Raw genomic sequence first — 20,221 nt, forward strand, 5'->3', positions numbered from 1 at the left:
CATATGAAGCCCATTGTTTTCTTTTTTATTCTGTTCCTTCAGCTGACGGCGAATGCCTTTCAAGGCACGCAGGAGAAAATTCAACGCTACAAACCCTTCATTGATTCCTTGTCTCTAGTGTATGGGATTCCTTCGAAATTAATTGTTGGGGTGGGGATTTGTGAATCCGGTTTTGGTCAGTCTAAGCAATCCATAAAGCAGCATAATTACTTTGGTTTGCGCGGTAAATATTCGCGTAAAAAGAAGTCTAGTTTCAAACATTATGCGCGCCCAGAGGATAGTATGGTGGATTTTTGCGAGGTTTTGGCAAGTAAAAAATACTACATTATGCTAAAAGGAAATCCGGATGCGATGAAGTGGACCCGTGCAATGGCAAAGGCGCATTATGCGGCGAACGCGAAACGTTGGATTCGGTTAATGAAAAAATCATTTACGTTGATTAATTAAATGAATAGGCTTTATTTGGTTTGGGCGTCAATATGTTTCATTTTAGCGTGTTCTGCGCTGTATTTGTACAGTTATATCCCTAGCACTTATCTACTTGCTGATCAAGAAATCAAGAAGTTATTTGAGATAGAAAAACCCGTGGAACAGGTTTCTGAAATCATCGAGGTGGCTGAAATTGACACGATTCCCACCTATGTAATTCCTGCAGATACAGCCCAAATGGTGTATTCTGCCATTCCTGAGCCCATTTTACCGGACTCGAGTGTGGATGATTCCACGCAGCATCGGATTTTGTTAATTGGGGATTCAGAAGCTGGTGGGATGAAGAATGTGTTGAATGATTACTGCCAAAGCAACGGCCACAAACTCGTCGCCACCGTTGAATGGGCGTCTGCCACTTCCTTGAACTTTGCGAAATCCGATACGATTTCCAAGATTATCAGACGCTACCGTCCCAGCTTCGTATTTGTTTTATTTGGCCTAAATGAAGTCTTAGCTAAGGATTATGTGACTCGAAAAACCCTCGCTAAAGGTTTTCATAAACGCCTGAGCGGAATCCCCTATGCTTGGATTGGACCTACGAATTGGGGTTATGATTACGTAGTTTCAGATGCCTTTCAAGCAGTAGCTGATTCCGCTGCTTTTTTCTCTTCTAAACACCTTGTTTTACCGAAAGCGACAGATGGCAGACATCCTTCGTTGCCAGGTTACCGCATTTGGATGGGAAATGTAGCTAATTGGTTGCAGGAATCGAGTCGTTGGAAGATTCGGATGATGCCTCCAACGCGGTTTGGCTATCCTAAAAAATACAAAGCAATTGTGTTAAATGCAGCAGATTATAGAGGTTATTAAGCAGGCGTTTGGGTCGATCCCATTTGAGCAGCTCCTTCGTGAATTCATACTCTATTCCACGAAAGAGCCTTGGTTTTTTACGGAGTTTTCATTCCTGTTTACGTTCGGTATTTTTCTCTTTTTCTATGCGCTCCTTTTTACGCAGAATTCGTTCAGAAAAATTTATTTAATCGCCTTTAGTTTATTCTTTTACTATAAATCGAGCGGCCCTTTTTTAGCCCTTTTTGTCTTCCAAATCGTGGTGGATTTTCTTTTTGCGCGGAAAATAGAAAATAAAGAGGGCACCTCAAAGCAAATTTGGCTAGGTGTCGCCGTTCTATTTAGCCTTTCCTTTTTGCTTTATTTTAAGTACCCTAATTTCATTTTAGAGAACACGAATTGGCTTTTATTAACTCATTTCGAGCCGGTGGATTTGTTTCTGCCCATCGGGATCTCTTTTTATACCTTTCAGTCGATTTCCTATATCGTGGATGTGTATCGTGGCGAGATTCGGTCCTCTAAAAGCTTCCTCGATTATGCTTTTTACATGACCTTTTTTCCACACTTGGTGGCGGGACCCATCGTCCGGGCGAAGGATTTTTTAGGCCAAATAAATTCCCCAGAAAACCTGGATGCACGCCGGTATAAAGAAAGTTTGTTTCGGATTGTGACTGGACTAATCAAAAAATTATTGATCGCGGATTACCTCGGGAAATACGTGGATATGGTGTTTGACAATCCGGCTTTGTATACGGGTGGGGAGAATCTCTTGGGTGCTTTAGCCTATAGTTTTCAGATCTATTTCGACTTTTCTGGGTACTCTGATATCGCCATTGGATTAGCCTTGTTGTTAGGTTATCGGTTGAAGGAGAATTTTGAAAATCCGTATGGATCCACTAATGTGACCGAATTTTGGCGCAAGTGGCATATTTCCCTCTCTACCTGGTTGCGCGATTACGTCTACATCCCGTTAGGTGGAAATCGAAAAGGGGCATTGAATACTTACCTTTTTTTGTTGATTACGATGTTAGTGGGTGGTTTTTGGCACGGGGCGAGTTGGCAATTTGTTTGCTGGGGAGCAGCACACGGATTAGCGCTAGCACTTCACAAAGCGATTCATAAACACCTTCCTGAGGGTAAGTGGATGGACTTTTTAGGGGGCATTTTTACGTTTAGCTTTGTCACTTTCTGTTGGATTTTCTTCCGGGCACGTGATTTCGATACGGCTTTGTTACTGCTGAATCAAATGGCTATAGCGACTTCGGAGACTGATTTTATTGGTTTTTGGTTTTCTCGAAATGAATTGGCTATTTTACTCGTGGCCCTATTATCTTGGACAATAATTCCAGGAAATTGGAAGCGAAAAGCATTTGAATTAACATTTTATGTGCCTTCCTTCTTTTGGTTTTTCTTCTTATTAGCGGCCCTGCAATTAATTATTCAATTCCGCGACACCTTGGTGCAACCCTTTATCTACTTTCAATTTTGAGGTATGTATTTCTGCTCTTCTGGGTGTTTGCTTTTCCTCTTTTGGCCAAAGTGGATTCCACCCAAGTCTGCCATTCCTGCAATGTCATCCAGCGGGATGCAGACCTAGCCGCATTAGCGTCTAAATGGAAGTCTGGAACTTTGAAAGTCCTGCATCTGGGGGATTCACACATACAAATTGGTCATTTCTCAGGTGAGATTAAACGACTATTGGGAGTGAAAACGGAAGGAATTCAATTCCCCTACAGTCTCGCGAAAAGTGTGGATGGCCGTGTCCTAAAATCCAAATCGATGGGTCGCTGGGAAGGAACATCTATTCTAAAATCTTCTACTGGTTGGAATATCGGTTTAGCTGGTTATGTTGTTTCTACGCGGGATAGTGCTGCACAAATCACCTTTACCTTACGCGATTCCTTGGCCACACTGAATCAGATTCGGGTTTGGACGAGTGCTGATTCTTGTTCAATGGTTCCGGATGTGGGACCGGAATTTATTTTAGAGAAACGTGGTTACCAAGGAAAAGTGGCCTATTGGGATTTTAAAAGCTACACCAATGTAAGTCAATTTACCCTAGGTCTTCAAAAAAGCGCTTCCAATCAAGATGTATTTACCCTGCACGGGGTGGAAATTTTGTCTACAGAAGCTCGTACTGATTACCTTGATTTAGGTGTTGCTGGAGCGCAGTTTACGCATCTGAAGTTTCGAGGGAACTTGGTTTTGGACCAAATAGAGATCTTGAAACCAGATCTGATTATCTGCTCCTTTGGAACCAATGAAGCCTATAATGCCACTTGGAATCCGGCAATATACCGCCAAGTGCTGATCGAATTTATGCAAGACGTAAAAGCCAAATCACCTGAAACCCTCTTTCTTTTTACTAGTCCGCCTGATACCCGGGCTCAAAAACGCACCCCGAAATTTCAGCAGGAGGTTGTTCAAACCTTGTCTGAATTGCCCGCTGCGTACTATGATTTGAATCAGGTGATGGGTGGTTTTGGTTCAAGCGCAGATTGGGTAAAAAATGGTTGTTTCCTGAAGGATCAATTGCATTTAACGAAAGAAGGGTACCAATTGCAGGCTAAATTATTCGTTTTGGCCCTATTTAAATCCTGGGGTGATCAATCCTCATTCGAAACGTTGCAAAATCAGGTCACTCAGCACACGTTCAGCATTGGAATTCCTAAATAATTCCTATATTTCGTACTCATTTCATCCTGCTTGAATTATAAACCTATGGCCATCAATTGCACAGTTAACAAGAAAAAGGTCTCTTTGGATATCGATCCCAATACTCCCTTATTATGGGCACTCAGAGATCATCTGTCCCTTTTAGGAACAAAGTATGGTTGTGGCATCGCACAATGCGGTGCTTGTACGGTATGGGTAAACGGAGAGCCGATGCGTTCTTGCGTTCTGCCTATTTCTGCCGTTTCTAATGCGCAAATTACCACGATTGAAGGATTAGATCCAGCTGGTAAACACCCCGTTCAAGTGGCTTGGGATGAGCTAGATGTTCCCCAATGTGGCTATTGCCAAGCAGGTCAAATTATGACCGCTGCTGGCCTTTTAAAGAAGAATCCGCATCCAACAGATCAAGAAATTGTGGATGGTATGTCCGGGAATATTTGCCGTTGTGGAACTTATCACCGCATTCAAGAAGCAGTCAAATTAGCCTCTAAAAAAATCAAGAAATGAAAACGTCAAGAAGAGATTTTATTCAAAAAGCCTCCCTATTTACGGGTGTATTTACCTTAGGTTTTGATTGGTTTTCAGCGGAAGCTTCCGCAGAAACTTCCGCGATGGAAGTGGTCACAGGAGCGGGTCGATTTAATGCCTTTTTGTCGATCGATAGCTTGGGCAAAGTCACCTTATTTTCTCCCAATCCAGAAATTGGACAAGGGATAAAAACGGCTTTCCCCGTGGTGGTGGCAGAGGAATTAGATGTGGATTGGGCACAAGTTCAAGTGGAACAAGCGAATCTAGATACCAAACAATTTGAACGTCAATTGACGGGTGGTAGTGGCGCCTTAAAACACTCCTGGGAACGATTAAGAAAGGCTGGCGCCACCGTGCGGAAGATGATGATACAAGCGGCAGCGGATCAATGGAAAGTGAATGTAGCGCAATGCAAAACCTCGAAAGGATTTGTAATAGGTCCAGCAGGCCAAAAAGCCTCCTACGGATCCCTTGCCGAAGCTGCTGCTAAATTACCCGTTCCGTCTGAAGTTACGTTTAAGGATCGCAAGGATTATAAACTTATTGGAACGCGTGTAAAGGGAGTTGATAATAAAAATGTAGTAACTGGTAAGCCTTTATTTGGGATTGACATCCGTAAACCAGGGATGGTTTTTGCACAAATCGTGCGTCCACCCTTTGGGGCAACGTTGAAATCGTTTTCGGCGGAGGATGTAAAGAAAATGCCGGGGATCATTGACGTGGTTTCCTTCAAAAATAAAGTGGCCATCGTGGGAGAGAATACCTACGCCATCTTGCAGGCTCGCGCAAGTTTGACTTGTGATTATGGTTCAGAACTTCCTTTGGAAAACAATGAAACCCATGCTAACTGGTTTGACGAAGGAATGAAATCAGAGAAGGCTCAAGTGATGCGTAAAGATGGAGATTTCGCCACTGCCATGGCTTCTGCTGCTAAAGTAATCGAAGCCACCTATGAGTGCCCCTTCATTTCTCATTCTCCGATGGAGCCGATGAATTTCTTTGCAGATGTGAAGGCAGACTCGGTTCTGCTAGCTGGCCCCACGCAAGTTCCGCAACCGGCCCAGAAAGCAGTTTCAGATTTATTGAAAATACCAGTGGATAAGATTCAAGTGGAATTGTCCAAAATGGGTGGAGGTTTTGGCCGTCGTTTAAGTAATGATTTTGTGCTAGAAGCGGCTGAATTATCCAGTTTGATCAAGAAACCTGTTTTAGTGATGTGGACGAGAGAGGATGATATGATGGGTGGAACCTACCGTCCAGCGGTTCGCTATCGTTTTAAGGCTGGATTAGATTCAAATGGCGAAATAATTGCCTTTTCTTTGCGTGGAGTGGGATTAAATGCCGGTAACTCCACACGTCAAGATAATTTCCCCGTAGGAGCCATTGAAAATGTGTTGATTGAATCGATTGACCAAAAATCTACCGTTACAACAGGTCCGTGGCGCGCGCCTATTACGAATTTCTTGGGATTTGCGGAGCAGGCTTTTTTAGATGAGGTGGCAGAGGCTGCCGGAAAGGATCCGGTGCAGATGCGTTTAGCCCTTTTGGAAAAAGTAAAAACAAAACCTGTCGGTAAAATTACCTATGAACCTGCTCGCTTTGAAGAAGTGATCAAGCAAGTAGCTGAAAAGGCGCAATGGAAGAAAAAACCAGGTGTTCACCAAGGATTTAGCGTTTATTATTCTCACTTATCCTACGTAGCCCAAATCGCAGAAGTTAAAGTCGAAAAAGGCAAACCCAGAGTAACGAAAGTAACAGCGGTGACTGATTGTGGGGAGGTTATCAATCTGAGTGGCGCTGAAAACCAAGTGAAAGGGGCTATTATTGATGGAATGGGCCATGCAATGTTTGCGAAATTAAATTTTCAAGCCGGCGTTGCCAGTCCTCAAAATTTCAATGCCTACCGGATGATCCGCGGAAATGAAATTCCAGTGATCGATGCGCATTTTGTGAATAATGGAATTGCTCCTACCGGATTAGGCGAACCTGCTTTACCACCCACTGGCGGTTCCATTGCCAATGCCATTTATGCAGCGACTAAGAAACGCCATTACAAGCAGCCGTTTAGCTAGATGAAGATAACCTGGCTGGACAATCTTCGTGTAAATGCAACCATAGGGGTGATATTAATTCACGCCTCGGCAACTATATTATTTCGATTCACGAAGGTTCCGGCTGATCATTGGTGGTTTGCAAATTTATATAATGGAGGTTATCGCTACGTGGTACCTATTTTTGTGATGTTATCTGGCGCTTTGTTATTGCCACGCGAGGAAGCGATTGGACCTTTTTTGAAGAAGAGTTTTATGCGCATCGTTTTGCCATTTCTCTTCTATAATATGCTCTTTTCAATCTTTAATTGGCAAGTACGATTGCGAGGAAAATCGTTTGGTCTAGCGGAAGGATTGAACTGGGTAGGGCAACAATATTTCAATGGCGCTTCCTACCATTTTTGGTACATCTACATGATCATTGGGATCTATCTGTTTATCCCCATCATTGGTCGTTGGATTAGATCAGCTCCTGAATCGCATATTCAGTATTTTTTAGGTATTTGGGGCTTGACGATTTTGTTCAATAACCCGCATTTTCCCTACCTTAAATTGCCTATTGCGTTAACGGATTTCACTGGTTATGTGGGTTATTTAGTGCTAGGTTATTACCTGAGTACAAAGGAATTTTCTTCCAGAACTAAGGGGAAGGCTTTTGCTGTTTTTGTGCTGGGTACGTTATGGACGATGCTAGGGTCTTATTATTTTACCGCGGAGAATGGAAAGTTTTACGGATTATTATATGCTAATTTTTCGCCCAGTGTTGTATTAGCAACGATTGGTTTGTTTTTATTTTTTAGGTACCAAAACCTTGATATTCGCATTTTGACTCCTTTTCGCGATTGGGTGAGTTCACATAGCTATGGCATCTATTTAGTGCATATTATCGTGTTGTTTTATTTAGCCAAAGCGGGTGTTTACGGCGAAATGCTTCACCCAAGTATCGCGGTGCCATTGACTGCGCTTGCTTGTCTGTTGATTTCGGGAGGAATTGTGTGGATTTTGCGTAAAATACCCCTGATTAAATACGTGGCGGGTTGATTGATTGTGGGGGTATTTTTGTACATTCGTTAGAATACCTTTAACCACTCATACCTAACCATTTAATGCACGAAATTTATAAGTTTGGCCACAGCCTCGCTGTGTTCATGAGCTTTTTCATTATCCTGCTTTTACTGTTAAAATCCTCTGGACCTTTCTTTAAGAGTCCGAAGCGATTTCTTTTCTTCTATTTCCTTATTTTTGGTTTATTCACGCTTCTTCACTACTGCCTATTTGTTGAATGGCACGTGGAAATTGTAGCAGTTCTTTTCGGTAATTTTGACGCATTTTTTTATTTGCTGTACCCTTTAGCGTATTTCTATGTGCGAGGTATGCTGAAGGAAAAGGAGGTTTTAAAGCCAAAGGATTTGCTTCATCTAGTTCCATTTTTCATCCAGGTCCTGGACATGTTGCCTTATTCGCTTACTTCTTTTGCGCACAAGATACTCATCGCAGAATTAATTAAATTCGATATTCATGAAGTAGTGAAACAGCAAGTAGGCTTCTTCTTTTCTGCTCGTTTCCATTTCTATGTCAAGTTGCTACTCAGTAGTTTCTATATCTTTTATAGCTGCCAACTCTATGTTCGCTTTCGTCCTCGAACCGCGAAAAATTTCATTTTGCATTATTGGATTCCTGGATTTTTACTCGTTCAGATTCTCTTAATTCTCTTTTTAACCTATTTTTTCTTGATTCTACCTAGTTCGAACCAATTCAAAATAACCTATCAAGGAAATTCTCCTTGGAATTACTTAGGGCTGGGTTCGTATTTAGTGCTTTCTTTAAGTGTCTTTTATTTTCCGGAATTTTTGTATGCTCCTTACATTAATGAAGAGCGAGAGGCTAAATTAAAAATACCCAATTACGAATTGTCCGCAGAAAAATTGATTGAAATAGAGACGAAATTGGATTTGTATTTAGAAGAGTATAAACCCTTTTTAAAGGCAACTTTTTCTTTAGCTCAATTATCAGCCTCTTTAGATATTCCGGTGCATCATTTTAATTATTACTTCAGGAAGACACAACAATCTAATTTTCTTGAACAACGAATGCGCTGGCGCATTCGGCATGCGAAGGAATTAATTGATGCAGGGAAGGATAAAGTAATTACGTTAGAAGCCATCGGTCTAGAGTCTGGTTTTCAATCTAGAACGACTTTTTTTGTGAACTTCAAGGAATTAGTCGGCGAATCTCCCTCTGCTTACTCAGAAAGAAAAAACCGTATGTAAGGCCTTTTTTGAGTGTTTCTTTAGGTGATTTGTTCGGATTTTCGAAAATGGAACATGCACTTAGCTAAATTTTCTTTTCTCTCCAGCTTTAGTGGTATTATTGTTTAAGCGAATTGATAGCGCCTAACCACTAAGAAATAATAATAGAACAGATGAATGCGGGGAGCGAGGGTTAATGACCCTTTGCTCCTTTTTTATTTGATATGCCCGTCCTCCATCTCAATGATTCGGGTCGTCCTGGCAGCAAATTCATTATCGTGGGTAACAATTAATAGGGTCTGCTTGTATTCTTCCGCTAACTCTTGAAAGATGTTGAATACGATTTCTGAATTCTTTTTATCGAGGTTTCCAGTAGGCTCATCACCCATAATTAATAGCGGATCGTTAATGAGTGCACGAGCAATGGCCACGCGTTGTTTTTGACCACCTGATAATTGGTTGGGGTCTTTTAATGCTTCCTTCTCAATGCCTAGTATTTTTAGTTTTTCGTAGGCTCGATGTTCGATTTCTTTCTCTGAAAACTGTCCTAGTTTTAGACCAGGAAGCATTACATTGCGTAAGACGGAGAATTCGTTCAAAAGGTAATGAAATTGAAAAACGAAACCGATTTTTTCATTTCGAACGATAGCCAGTTCGCCCTCTTTTTTGTCCCGCATCGAAACACCATCTATGATTAGATCACCTTCGTAGTCCGTATCCATCGTGGATAAGATATACAACAAGGTAGACTTACCGCAGCCAGATCTTCCTATCACAGAGACAAACTCACTTTGCTTCAGTTGAAAGCTAACCTTATCTAATATTTTCACGGTCACTGGATCGTGAAAGTATTTCGTAATTTCTTTAGCCTCTAGTACAACCTTGTTCATATTATTTCCCTCTGATGATGATGACAGGATCTATTCCACTCGCTTTTCTAGAAGGGAAGAAACCGGCAAAATAGGTGGTGACAATGGCAAATGTACCCCCGATTAAATAGAACCTCGGATTGTAATTGATAGGGTAGGTTTTGATGGTCGGTAATGATTCGGTATTGAAAGGGATTTGATCGATAAGCGAGGATAATCCAAATCCCATCAAAAGTCCCATCAGTCCACCAAAAATACCAATGCTCAACGCAATCGAGATAAAGATCTGATTGACATCCTTGCCAGAGAATCCTACGGCCTTTAAAATAGCGATGGAATCCATTTTCTCGTAAATCATCATATTCAAGATATTGTAAATCCCGAATCCTGCCACTAATAAGAGGGTGATGCCCACGGCATAGGATATGAGTGTTCTGACTGAACTTCCCGTCTCGAATTGCGAGTTTGCCGTTTGAATATCTACCGCATTTAATTCGTAAATTCGCTGGTATTCCTTTGCTACTTCGGGCGCCCAAAGGATGTCTTTTAACTTAACCTGAATATCCGTTATGTAATTGCTAGGCTGTCCTAGTAATTTTTGGGTAGTTCCAATGGAGCAATAGCTTTGGACATTATCTAAGTCTTGAATGCCGGATTGAAAAATGCCTACCACCCGTAGTGCCACTTGATCCCCTTTGCTAGTGGTCACCTGAATGACATCTCCCACATTCGCCATCATTTTTGAGGCGACGCCTTTGCCTAAAATAATGCTATTAGGTATGTTTTTTAAGTCAATGTAATTGCCAGATGTCACATAATCACTAAACTTGAATAAACGATTTTCCTCTACCGGATCGATTCCAAAAATCGCCCCAGTCAAATCCACTGCTCCCACATTGTAAAATACTTGGGCATTAATTTTAGGGGCAACTCCCAGGACCCGGTCATCTTTTCTAATTGCCTCTAGGATGGTTTTGCTGTTATTAATTCCCAATAACTCGTTTTTGGGTTTGATCGAAGAAACAAAGTTGTGCCCTTTCGGATTGATGAAGTCAGCAGGTTGTCTTTCTGAAATTTGAATCTCTTTATAAATGCGAACATGAGCCGTCCGATTCGTGATTAACCCATCTAGCATGTCATTTAGCCCTGACATAAAGCTAAGCACGGTAACAAACATCGTGATACTAATGGTTACCCCAATGGCAGCGATCAACGTTTGTTTCCAGCGGGCAATTAACAAAGAAAAAGCAACTTGATAGACGAGTTTGAATTCCATTATTTAGGCTTTACGATTTCATCCGTAGCTTTCAGGCCTGAGAGAATCTCTGCTTTTTGAAAATCCTTTAAACCAATTTTTACCACTCTTTCTTCGCCAGAAGCTAACGTCACGATGGAATCATTCTTCAAGTAATTCCTTGGTATTAAAATGACCTTTTCTTTTTGATTTAGTAAGATGTTAGCCTCAAATGTGATGTTAGGGAATAATTTAGGGGGCGCCTTAGTGAATGCAGCCTCGACTAAAAACGTTTTACTCCGTTCGTTCATTATTTCGGAGATTTTGGTCACCTTCGCTTCGAACACTTGTTTTTTATAGCTGTCAAGGGTAACTAATACTTGCTGCCCTTTTTGAACCCGTAAGATATCATTTTCATCGACTTGCAATTCTAACACGAAATCCTTGAAATTACCTATTATTGCGATAGGTGTTTGTGGACTAACAATCTCGCCTTTTGATTTTAATAAGCTGTAGATAATCCCGTTTGTTTTAGATCGTAAAGTGAAATCTTGAGCTTGATTGGTGGAAATCTGTAAATTCTTCTTCGCTTGTGAAGAGGTAAATGCTAAAGCGCGTTTTAACTCTTTGTATTTCTGAATAGCGGATAAATAATTCGACTTAGAGGTCTGGAAGGCTAATTCTTTCAGTTCAAAATCCACTTTAGTTCCGATTTGTTGGTTCCAAAGATTTTTTTGTCGGAAATAGAGGGAAGAGTCAACTTTGAATTTGTTTTTCGCGGTCTCAATTAGCAATTGAGCGTCGTCTAATTTTCCCTGATTCGCAGAGAAGTCATTGAAACTGGCTGCTAAAGCAGCATTTTCTGCATTATATTGTTGAGTTTCGTTTGTGATAGTCAATAGTGGGCTTCCCACGTGAACAGAATCACCCTCTTGTACTAAAATTTCATTGATGATTCCGTTTACTGTTACAAATGCCTGGTATTGGTCTGCCGCCTTTAAAACTCCAGAAGCGTAAATGGATTCGGTAATGGGACCTTCTGTGGGGTGGCTAGTTTCTTGTTTCTTTCCACAAGATAAAAGAAGGATCCCTATGGCAAAAAGGACTATGTGTTTCATATTGTAAATTACCCAAAAAAGGAACACATTAGAATGATGCGAATCATTTTATTCTAAAATAGATGTTCGAATTCTTTTAATTCAGTCAAATTTTCTGGAATGGCACTAATTTGCCTACTTTTCCTCTGAATTAGAAATAGGCTAGGGGTAGAAAATACGCCGTATTCTTTTCGCACCTTTTCGTCAGCTTTTATCATTTTCCAATGAGAAGGAAAGGTCCAGGGATTCATTTCCTCATCGATCTGTATGGCTATGACAGGTAATTTCGACTTTTCTGAATAGGGAATCAAATCAACTAACAGTTCGGTACAATGAAAGCAAGAGGGACTATAAAATAGTAATAAAACGGTGGGTTTGTCAGCTATATACTGAGAAAGCTGAAAGTTGTTTATGTGAATCTCAGGCGCTTTTTCTCCGATTTGAAGTGTTCTAATTCGTTCTATTTGTGCATTGATTTTTGAACGACTCAGAGCTGGGCAAGCTGGATCCAAGCTGAATTCTTCTAGCTTTTCAATCCACTTTTTTCTGCCTGTTGAAGCGATTTTTCTATAATAGAAATCGACAGCCTCCCCATATTTACTAGCGGATTTCGCTTTTACTGTTCGAATGTGAAGGATCACTTGTTCGATCGAAATATACTTTGCGAGTGGTTGGTCAAATACAGGAAATATTTTCGCTGTACTTTGTCCAAAAAGCGACAACGAAAATAATAAAAAGACGAGTTTCATAGGCAGTTAATCCCGAATGCAGCGTACTGAAAGCCCCGCATCCTTATCATTATTGGATATTTGATTGTAGGTCTGCGTGGTATAAATGACTAAGCCTTTTGCGTAAGTAACATCAGAAGAAGTGGAGCTCCAATAAAAAAATTTCGATCCTCTATCTGTTAAGGAAGTCGTACTTCCTGTACTGATAAAACCTGCGGCATGCATTTTTAAAGGGCCGGCATATGCTTGAGCTCTCAAGTTTGCATTATTGACATTTGTCCATTCTGTAACGGTGGGAATGCGCCACCCAGCTCCTAATTCAAGTGTGCAAGGGTCTTTTGCAGCTTCCCAATTTGTCGTTTCCGTATTCGTGTTGGTGGTAGGGAAGCTAGGGGTGGTCGATGTTCCATTGTTTTTATACCCTTTTTTCTTATTGAATTGCCAATACCAACCTGCAGCGGCCTCCGTTGCATCTGTTTCAGAAATGGCTTGATTAGTTGATCCTAAATTTTGAGTAATCCAGCATTTTGTAGAACCACTTAATGACGAGCTAACAGTGCCGTAGGTGACTGTTTTGTTTACAGGTGCTACTCCATTTACCGTTGTGTGGACAATCGTGATGCTATTTCCGCACACAAATGTGATTGTTTTTTTACCAAAACGCTCTAAACCTTTCCCGCTCCCAATTTTTCCACTAAAGTCTACGTATAAATTGGGATTCGAATGGCGAAATCCTGTTTTAGTTAATTGCGCAAAACTCAAAAATGGTATGACAAGTAATAATAGGGTTCTTTTCATTACATTAATAGAAATAGTCAATTTGAACTCGATCACCCGCAACTAAAGTATATGTGTCGTTATTGGCCGGGATATAGGTGAATGTAGTTCCGGTGAGACTAAATGCGGTTTTCGAAATGCGAACTCCATTAATGTAAAGTCGCAATAAGGCATTGCTAGATTTAGTCTGGGTCAAGCTAAAAGTTGTTTGTCCCACAGTCGCCGTATATTCATCTGAAACTTCGCGAACTAAACTGAAATCAGTTCCTTGTACGGCAGCCGTCATGGCAGAAGTCCCATTTCCTTTCACGATTCCAGTAATTGAAGTAGCACCTGAACCTCCATTTCCTACAGCTAAAATTCCAGTGACACCGGAAGTCAATGGTAAGCCTGTTAAGTTCGTGGCTAAACCTGAGGCAGGAGTTCCAAGCACAGGAGAAGTCAGGGTAGGGGCGGTCAATGTTTTATTAGTCAACGTCTCAATCCCAGTCAAGCTAGCTTTTAGATTTAAGGCAGTTTGTGTAGCTGTGCTGATAGGTTTTAATAAATCTGTAGTGTTATCTACAGCAGCTAGGCCCACCATCGCTTTTGTGATGCCTGAAACGAGACCTGTAAACGTAGGAGAAGCGATAGGTGCTTTTAAGTTTAGATCCGTGATATCAGCTTTTAGTGAAAGATCACTGGTATTAGCTTTTAGATTGAGGGCGGATATACTTGCCTTTAGGTCTAATGCAGATTGAGTCGCCGTGCTGATAGGTTTTAAGGCGTCAGTGGTATTATCTGCATTTCCTAGGCCTACCATTGTTTTCGTGATTCCAGAGACCGTTCCTGTAAAAGTGGGGGCATCGATTGGGGCTTTTAAAGCTAGTGATGCACTACTTGCTTTCGCATCCAAAGCGGTTTGTGTGGCCGAGCTAATTGGTTTGAGCAAATCACTTGTATTGTTTACATTACCTAAGCCTACTTTAGTGGGGTTGATTCCTGTGGCTATTTTTACATCTGTAATAGCGCCTGCTGCTATCGTTGGACTAGAGGCCGTACCCGATAAATCCCCGGCTAACCTAATTTTACCATTCAAGAGTGATGTTGCATCCAACGTAATTGAAGCGTCTACATAGGCCTTGTTGGCAGCATCTGTATTAAGTGAAGGCAGGTCAGTGAGCGTGATTTTTTTATCAGTTGGGAAAAGCAAATTCCCTTGCATAGTGCTTCCCGCTAATTGAACATAGCGGGCATCTGTCGTTCCAATATTATTGGTTATTTCATTCCAAATCGTACTCACATAAATAAAGGTTCGACCATTGTTCGATCCTGTAGGATCGCCAGAGACGATAAAGATATCACCTTCCACGGGAGTGCCACTTGTAGTAAATGTTCCATTGTTGTATACACCAGTATAATTACGACCAAGTGAGATGGCAATTTCTCCTGCAGCGTTAGGAGACACCCCATTTACTTTTTTAACGGTACCTTTTAAATCTAAAGCCGCCTGCGTAGCGCTACTAATCGGCTTGTTCGCATCAGACGTATTATTCACATTGCCTAAGCCCACCATGCTGGCTGTAATTCCGGAAACGATTCCGGTAAATGTGGGAGAAGCTGTGCCCGCCTTCGTCGCTAAACCAGCTTCTAAGTCTGTTGTATTAGCTTTTAAATCTAGGGCAGTTTGGGTAGCGGAACTAATTGGTTTAGCTAAATCAGTCGTATTATTTACGTTTCCGAGGCCCACCATAGATGAGCTAATCCCTGAAACATTACCTGTAAAGGTAGGTGAAGCGATGGGTGCTTTCAGGTTCAGATTAATGATATCTGCCTTTAGTGCTAAGTCAGTCGCGTTAGCCTTTAAAGCTAAATCCGTATTCGTTGCTTTTAAATCTAAGGCACTTTGTGTGGCGGTGCTGATGGCTTTATCTAGGTCAGAGGTGTTATTTACATTCGAAAGGCCTACCATAGCGGATGTAATACCTGAAACAGAGCCAGTAAAGGTAGGTGAAGCGATAGGCGCTTTTAAGTTTAGATCTGATAGGTCTGCTTTTAAGGCGAGGTCTGTTGTATTCGCCTTTAAATTGACGGAGGTAATACTTGCCTTTAAATCAAGTGCTGTTTGAGTCGCTGTGCTGATCGGTTTTGCTAAATCGGCGGTATTATCCACATTCCCTAAACCCACCTTAGTGGCACTAATACCTGATGCGATTTTCGCATTTGTGATGACACCCACCGCAATTTCGGGACTAGCTGCTGTACCCGTTAAATCTCCGGCTAGTCTGATTTTTCCATTTAGTAAGGACGTGGCGTCGAGTGTTTTCGATGCATCGACATATTCTTTATTCGCTGCATCTGTCGAAATGGTAGGTAAATCAGTCAGGCTTATTTTTTTTCCAGAGGGGAAAAGTAAATCACCTTGCATGGTACTTCCTGCTAATTGCACATACCTTGCATCAGTCGACCCAATGTTATTCGTAATTTCATTCCAATCTGGATGAAGGTAAATGAATGTTCGTCCATTATTGGCGCCTATGGGATCCGTAGAGACAATGAACACATCCCCATCTACGGGAGGCGCACTCGTGATAAATACACCTCCATTATACAATCCGGTATAATTTCTTCCCAATGAAATGACTACATTTCCATTTGCGTCGGGAGAAATACCATTTACTTTTTTGACTGTACCTTTTAAATTAAGTGCTATTTGAGTGGCTGTACTGATAGGTTTGTCTTGATCTGCTGTGTTGTCCACTAATTCTAAGCCTACTTTAGCTGGATTAATGCCAAAGGCAATCTTTTGATCCACTACACTCGAATCGCGTAACTTTGAACTATGAACGGCTCCATTGATAATTTTTTCAGGAGTAATGGCATTTTCCTTAATCAATGGTGCGGTAGCAAGGCCACTTAAATCACCTGAAAGTTTAATTTTACCTGGTAAAATGGCGGATGCTAATGGGACATCATTCAGGATAATTTGATCAATTTGCTGTTTGATTTCTAGTCTTAAAGCTGTTAAATCGGTTTGGTTTAGTAAGCCTGCATCATTCTGAAACGCAGAAAGTTTAGTAGGAGTCCCCTTTACATTGAGGTAATCTACAGACTTCGCATATAGTGCATAAGGGCTATATTGGAGGATAGAGCGACTAATCTCCGTGTAAGTGGAGGTCGATGGAAATTTAACCTCTACTTGTAGTGTTTTTAGGGTATCAGTCCAAAGGATATCATCAAATGAGGTGTTACCTGTTTTAATTCCCTTGCCTATAATAACATTGATTAGGCCATATTCATCTGTCTGGGTGAGAATTGTCTCTTGGTAATCAAGGCGGGTAGAAGAGAACAGACTAAATTTTAATTCAATCGCCTTGTTAGCTAGCGGCTGCCCGGTATAATTATTGCCAGGCATGGAGATCGGGTTAGGGTCTAAAATTACCGCTTGGTAATTAATACCCGTTTTTTGGCCAAAAGAAAACAGGGAAATCCCTATAAATAGGATGGTGTAGAGAATTTTATACATAGCTATTTTAGAAGAGAATATTGAATTCCAAAACCGAATGAAACAGGATTGATAGCGAATTGGCTTCCGTCTTTCTGGTTAGTATTGAGTTGCCAGTTGTTCGAAAAGAAGGCATAAATTGCTACTTGATCATTCAACTGTTTGGCTAGCTTCACTTGCGCCCCCACATGCCATAAAATTCGGTCAAATTGAGGGTTGCCTTGTAAATCATAGACTTGATTTCCCATTTTTTGAGCGCCTAAAATGAGTTGCTTAACTTGCAACGTTCCGCCATAAGAAACGCTAATTCCTCTACCCAAATGCGATTTTATGCCTAAGCCTGTGTTGAGTCCAACATAAGTTGAAGTATAGGAGAAGGGAATATTTTGTGTCTCTCCTACCGCATTAAACTGGTCGATAGCGAGACCCACTTGGTAATCAAGTTTACGCAGAAAAGCAGACGGTGTTTTAGAGGAATCCAGTAGTTGATGAGTACGATAAATGGAAAGGTGCAAACCAGCATCTGGTCGAATGGAATTCTGGGTTATCCCTGTAGGACTTTGGAAGCGAAGATGCGCTGCATTTAAACCCATCTGATAATTCCAATCTTGGGCAGAAAGCCTTAAGATGGGAATTATGCAGATAAATAGAAAGGTATAAAGTAGGGTTAGGTATTTTCTGGGACTCATTATTTTCGTGGTTAGGCATTTATTAAAAGGCTAAAGCAAGCTACATAAAAGGTTTTAAATGCGTTATAACATAAATTATATAGAAATTGATATTTCCGTAAAATGCATGTTTAGAGTTATTTGAGGGTGTTTATTTATGTTTCAAAACAGCAAATTATCAGTAAACTGATAATTTTATTTATCAATTAGGATACCAATTAATTTATTTGCAATAAGCTAAAAATGATCCCTTCATTTTTTGGTATATTGCCCTTAAAACCAAGCTCAATGAAAATTACCTACCTAGAAAATTATGCTACTTTAAGTGAAAAGGCTGCACAATTGATTGCATCAGAAGTTAAAAATAATCCTGAATTACTCTTTTGTGCTGCAACCGGTGGGAGTCCTACGGGGATGTATGCAGAAATGTCAAAACAGAAGTCGATTTATGCTAAAATGCGGGTGATGAAAATGGATGAATGGGGAATTATTCCCTTAAGTCATTCTGATTCGTGTGAAACGTATCTAAAAAAACACCTATTGGGCCCTTTGGAGATCTCAGATGACCGATATACGACTTTTGATACGGCACCCGAAGAAGTGGATGCTGAGTGTAAGCGGATTAGTCAATTTACGATCGAGAATGGCCCGTTTGATATTTGTATTTTAGGATTAGGTAAAAATGGGCATATTGCCTTTAATGAGCCTGGTGCTTCTTTAAATCCTGATTTTCACAAAGCCATTTTAGCGGACTCTACTATAGCGCATGATCCTGCCTTATCGCAAGGAAATGAACCTGCCTATGGGCTTTGCGTAGGTATGGAGGGGATCATGCAATCAAAGAAAATCATCTTTTTGGTGACGGGAAAGGGTAAACAAGAGGCGGTTAAGCGGATTATGGAGCGTAAAATTGGAACTGATTGTCCCGCATCATTTTTATGGATGCATCCTAATGTGGAGTGCTTAATCGATTCTTCTGCGATTTAATCTTTGAAGGGATGGCGTTGAATCCAATTTGTTTTTGGTTCTAAGAAAGGAAAAATCCAGCTCAGATTTTGGTGTATTAACGTATAGGAATGGCGCATAAAACCGTTCAATTGTACCGGAATAGCTCCTATTGAACTTTTAATTTCAAGTGCTGTTCTTCCCAAAATGATCCGTTCAAAACCCTGTGAAATACCGCAGTTGATAATGTCATACAACATGTTCAAATAGAGCATTTTCTCTCGTTGAATGGAGTCATCATAGCCTAAAAAATAAGTTTCTAATTCATTTCCGTGGCGAATAACAGTGGTAAAGCCCACGAGTTGCTCATTGTCATAATAGCCGCGAAGGATAAAGTCATCAGCCATTTGTTTTTTGAAAACAGAAAAATGTGTTTCTGGTAGAATAAATGTATTAAATGGGGCATTTTTAGCAACATGCAGATACAGAGAATAGATCGTTTTTTCGTTTTGTGCGATTTCTTCTAAACTCAATTCTTTAGTCCGAATAGAGCTGCCTTTCTTACGACATCGCTTAAATTGATCCCGGTATTTTTTTGTCAAATCAGCCACATAATCTGCCTCTGTTTTCCATGTAGAATTAATCTCGAAAACCATATTGGGTTGAGAGCTAAACGGATAATCAGATGAAAAGGCAGGTATTTCAAATGGTTTTGATTGCGCTACTGTAAAGTCTTTGAAAATAGTTAAGTGAGGTTTATTGGGCCAAAGCAGGCAAATCTCCTTCAGTTTTTCCAGTACCTTTTTTTCATTCGCTCCAGGCAAACAGCTGTAGGCATTTTGGCCACTCAATAAATTGTTTCCAACAATTAGTAATTTCGAAGCAAATTGACGGAATAAGAAATTCCGAACCTGAGTTAAAAAATAATGATCCCTCTCACCAAAACTACTCAGAAGGGCTAAATCTATTTCTTGGAATAAAGCTGTGGCGATTAATTTTTCACCTTCAAACACACCTACAAACGTATTGCGCATATTCGCAGGGGCTGATATTTCCAAAACCCCTAAATAGCGGCGCTGCAAGAAAATGCACGAATCCGATACCTGATCCCAAGTTTCAGGTAAATCATTAACGTTTGTGTAAAGTTGATGGATCAAGTAATTTATTATTTACAAAAGAACAAAGAACAAAGAGCAAAGAGCAAAGCAAAAAGTTCAAAGTTGGAATCCCCTGCGGGGATGACCTCGTGAAATGTTTGACGCTGCGCGTCTTCAAAGAACAAAGAGCAAAGCACAAAGCACAAAGTTGGAATCCCCTGCGGGGATGACCTCGTGAAATGTTCGTCCTCCGGACTCATTCCCTCCCGACTGTCCACTGACTACTGTCCACTGGCTACTGTTATTTGTGGCCCCGCCGGGAATCGAGTCGAGCGCGACCCCGGCCGTCTCTAGCGTTTAGAAGGTGCGCTCTATTCTTTTCGTCCTCCGGACTCATTCCCTCCCGACTGTCCACTGACTACTGTCCACTGGCTACTGTTATTTGTGGCCCCGGCGGGAATCGAACCCGCATCTAGCGTTTAGGAAACGCCTATTCTATCCGTTGAACTACAGCGCCAATATCTCTACTCTATAATCTCT

General features: G+C 41.0%; 16 protein-coding genes, 1 tRNA gene and 1 pseudogene. 9 read left to right on the top strand and 9 right to left on the bottom strand.

The window, feature by feature from the left end:
- Positions 1-3 precede the first annotated feature (3 nt).
- From G9X63_RS08470 to G9X63_RS08505, 8 genes and pseudogenes are all read left to right on the top strand, one after another.
- Positions 4-447, top strand: coding sequence for a glucosaminidase domain-containing protein (locus G9X63_RS08470; RefSeq protein WP_252622474.1), 444 nt, complete (start codon positions 4-6; stop codon positions 445-447).
- Complete coding sequence (locus G9X63_RS08475; RefSeq protein ID WP_252622476.1) at positions 448-1,299, top strand: SGNH/GDSL hydrolase family protein; 852 nt, start codon at positions 448-450, stop codon at positions 1,297-1,299.
- Positions 1,274-2,767, top strand: a complete 1,494-nt coding sequence (locus G9X63_RS08480) for an MBOAT family O-acyltransferase (RefSeq protein ID WP_252622478.1) — start codon at positions 1,274-1,276, stop codon at positions 2,765-2,767. Before G9X63_RS08475 ends, G9X63_RS08480 begins: the two co-directional genes overlap by 26 nt.
- A 23-nt stretch (positions 2,768-2,790) precedes the next feature.
- Positions 2,791-3,954: a GDSL-type esterase/lipase family protein gene (locus G9X63_RS08485; protein WP_252622480.1), complete on the top strand. Its 1,164-nt coding sequence runs from the start codon at positions 2,791-2,793 to the stop codon at positions 3,952-3,954.
- Positions 3,955-3,999: 45 nt separating this feature from the next.
- Complete coding sequence (locus G9X63_RS08490) at positions 4,000-4,461, top strand: (2Fe-2S)-binding protein (RefSeq protein WP_130896189.1); 462 nt, start codon at positions 4,000-4,002, stop codon at positions 4,459-4,461.
- A 104-nt stretch (positions 4,462-4,565) separates the two neighbouring features.
- Positions 4,566-6,353 (top strand): annotated as a pseudogene (locus G9X63_RS08495) (xanthine dehydrogenase family protein molybdopterin-binding subunit); the annotation flags it as partial.
- Between the two features lie 201 nt (positions 6,354-6,554).
- The gene (locus tag G9X63_RS08500; RefSeq protein WP_252622484.1) at positions 6,555-7,574 is read left to right on the top strand and encodes an acyltransferase; all 1,020 of its coding nucleotides are present in this window, start codon (positions 6,555-6,557) and stop codon (positions 7,572-7,574) included.
- Positions 7,575-7,639: 65 nt separating this feature from the next.
- Complete coding sequence (locus G9X63_RS08505) at positions 7,640-8,803, top strand: helix-turn-helix domain-containing protein (protein WP_252622486.1); 1,164 nt, start codon at positions 7,640-7,642, stop codon at positions 8,801-8,803.
- A gap of 194 nt (positions 8,804-8,997) precedes the next feature.
- Here G9X63_RS08505 and G9X63_RS08510 read toward each other — a convergent pair whose 3' ends face one another.
- From G9X63_RS08510 to G9X63_RS08540, 7 genes are read right to left on the bottom strand one after another with little or no spacing between them, the layout of a single operon-like run.
- Complete coding sequence (locus tag G9X63_RS08510) at positions 8,998-9,672, bottom strand: ABC transporter ATP-binding protein (RefSeq protein WP_130896193.1); 675 nt, start codon at positions 9,670-9,672, stop codon at positions 8,998-9,000.
- Position 9,673: 1 nt separating this feature from the next.
- The gene (locus tag G9X63_RS08515) at positions 9,674-10,927 is read right to left on the bottom strand and encodes an ABC transporter permease (protein WP_130923545.1); all 1,254 of its coding nucleotides are present in this window, start codon (positions 10,925-10,927) and stop codon (positions 9,674-9,676) included.
- Positions 10,927-12,003 (bottom strand): efflux RND transporter periplasmic adaptor subunit, encoded by a 1,077-nt coding sequence (locus tag G9X63_RS08520; RefSeq protein WP_252622488.1) that lies wholly within the window; start codon positions 12,001-12,003, stop codon positions 10,927-10,929. The genes G9X63_RS08515 and G9X63_RS08520 overlap by 1 nt, the downstream gene beginning before the upstream one ends.
- 53 nt (positions 12,004-12,056) lie before the next feature.
- Positions 12,057-12,731 carry a peroxiredoxin family protein gene (locus G9X63_RS08525; protein WP_252622490.1) on the bottom strand — a complete coding sequence of 225 codons (675 nt, stop codon included), beginning with the start codon at positions 12,729-12,731 and terminating at the stop codon, positions 12,057-12,059.
- Positions 12,732-12,737: 6 nt separating this feature from the next.
- Entirely contained in the window at positions 12,738-13,508 is a 771-nt protein-coding gene (locus tag G9X63_RS08530; RefSeq protein ID WP_252622492.1) for a fibrobacter succinogenes major paralogous domain-containing protein, read from the bottom strand.
- Between the two features lie 4 nt (positions 13,509-13,512).
- Positions 13,513-16,992, bottom strand: a complete 3,480-nt coding sequence (locus G9X63_RS08535) for a hypothetical protein (RefSeq protein WP_252622494.1) — start codon at positions 16,990-16,992, stop codon at positions 13,513-13,515.
- A gap of 2 nt (positions 16,993-16,994) precedes the next feature.
- On the bottom strand, positions 16,995-17,660 hold the full coding sequence (locus G9X63_RS08540) for a hypothetical protein (RefSeq protein WP_252622496.1): 666 nt from the start codon (positions 17,658-17,660) through the stop codon (positions 16,995-16,997).
- Between the two features lie 267 nt (positions 17,661-17,927).
- Between G9X63_RS08540 and G9X63_RS08545 the strand changes: the two genes are divergently transcribed.
- On the top strand, positions 17,928-18,626 hold the full coding sequence (locus G9X63_RS08545) for a 6-phosphogluconolactonase (RefSeq protein WP_252622499.1): 699 nt from the start codon (positions 17,928-17,930) through the stop codon (positions 18,624-18,626).
- Here G9X63_RS08545 and G9X63_RS08550 read toward each other — a convergent pair.
- Positions 18,623-19,741, bottom strand: a complete 1,119-nt coding sequence (locus G9X63_RS08550) for a hypothetical protein (RefSeq protein ID WP_252622500.1) — start codon at positions 19,739-19,741, stop codon at positions 18,623-18,625. The genes G9X63_RS08545 and G9X63_RS08550 overlap by 4 nt on opposite strands.
- 385 nt (positions 19,742-20,126) lie before the next feature.
- Positions 20,127-20,198, bottom strand: a tRNA-Arg gene (locus G9X63_RS08555).
- Positions 20,199-20,221 lie beyond the last annotated feature (23 nt).

The sequence above is a fragment of the Aquirufa antheringensis genome (genome assembly GCF_023921165.1).
GTDB classification, from domain to species: domain Bacteria; phylum Bacteroidota; class Bacteroidia; order Cytophagales; family Spirosomataceae; genus Aquirufa; species Aquirufa antheringensis.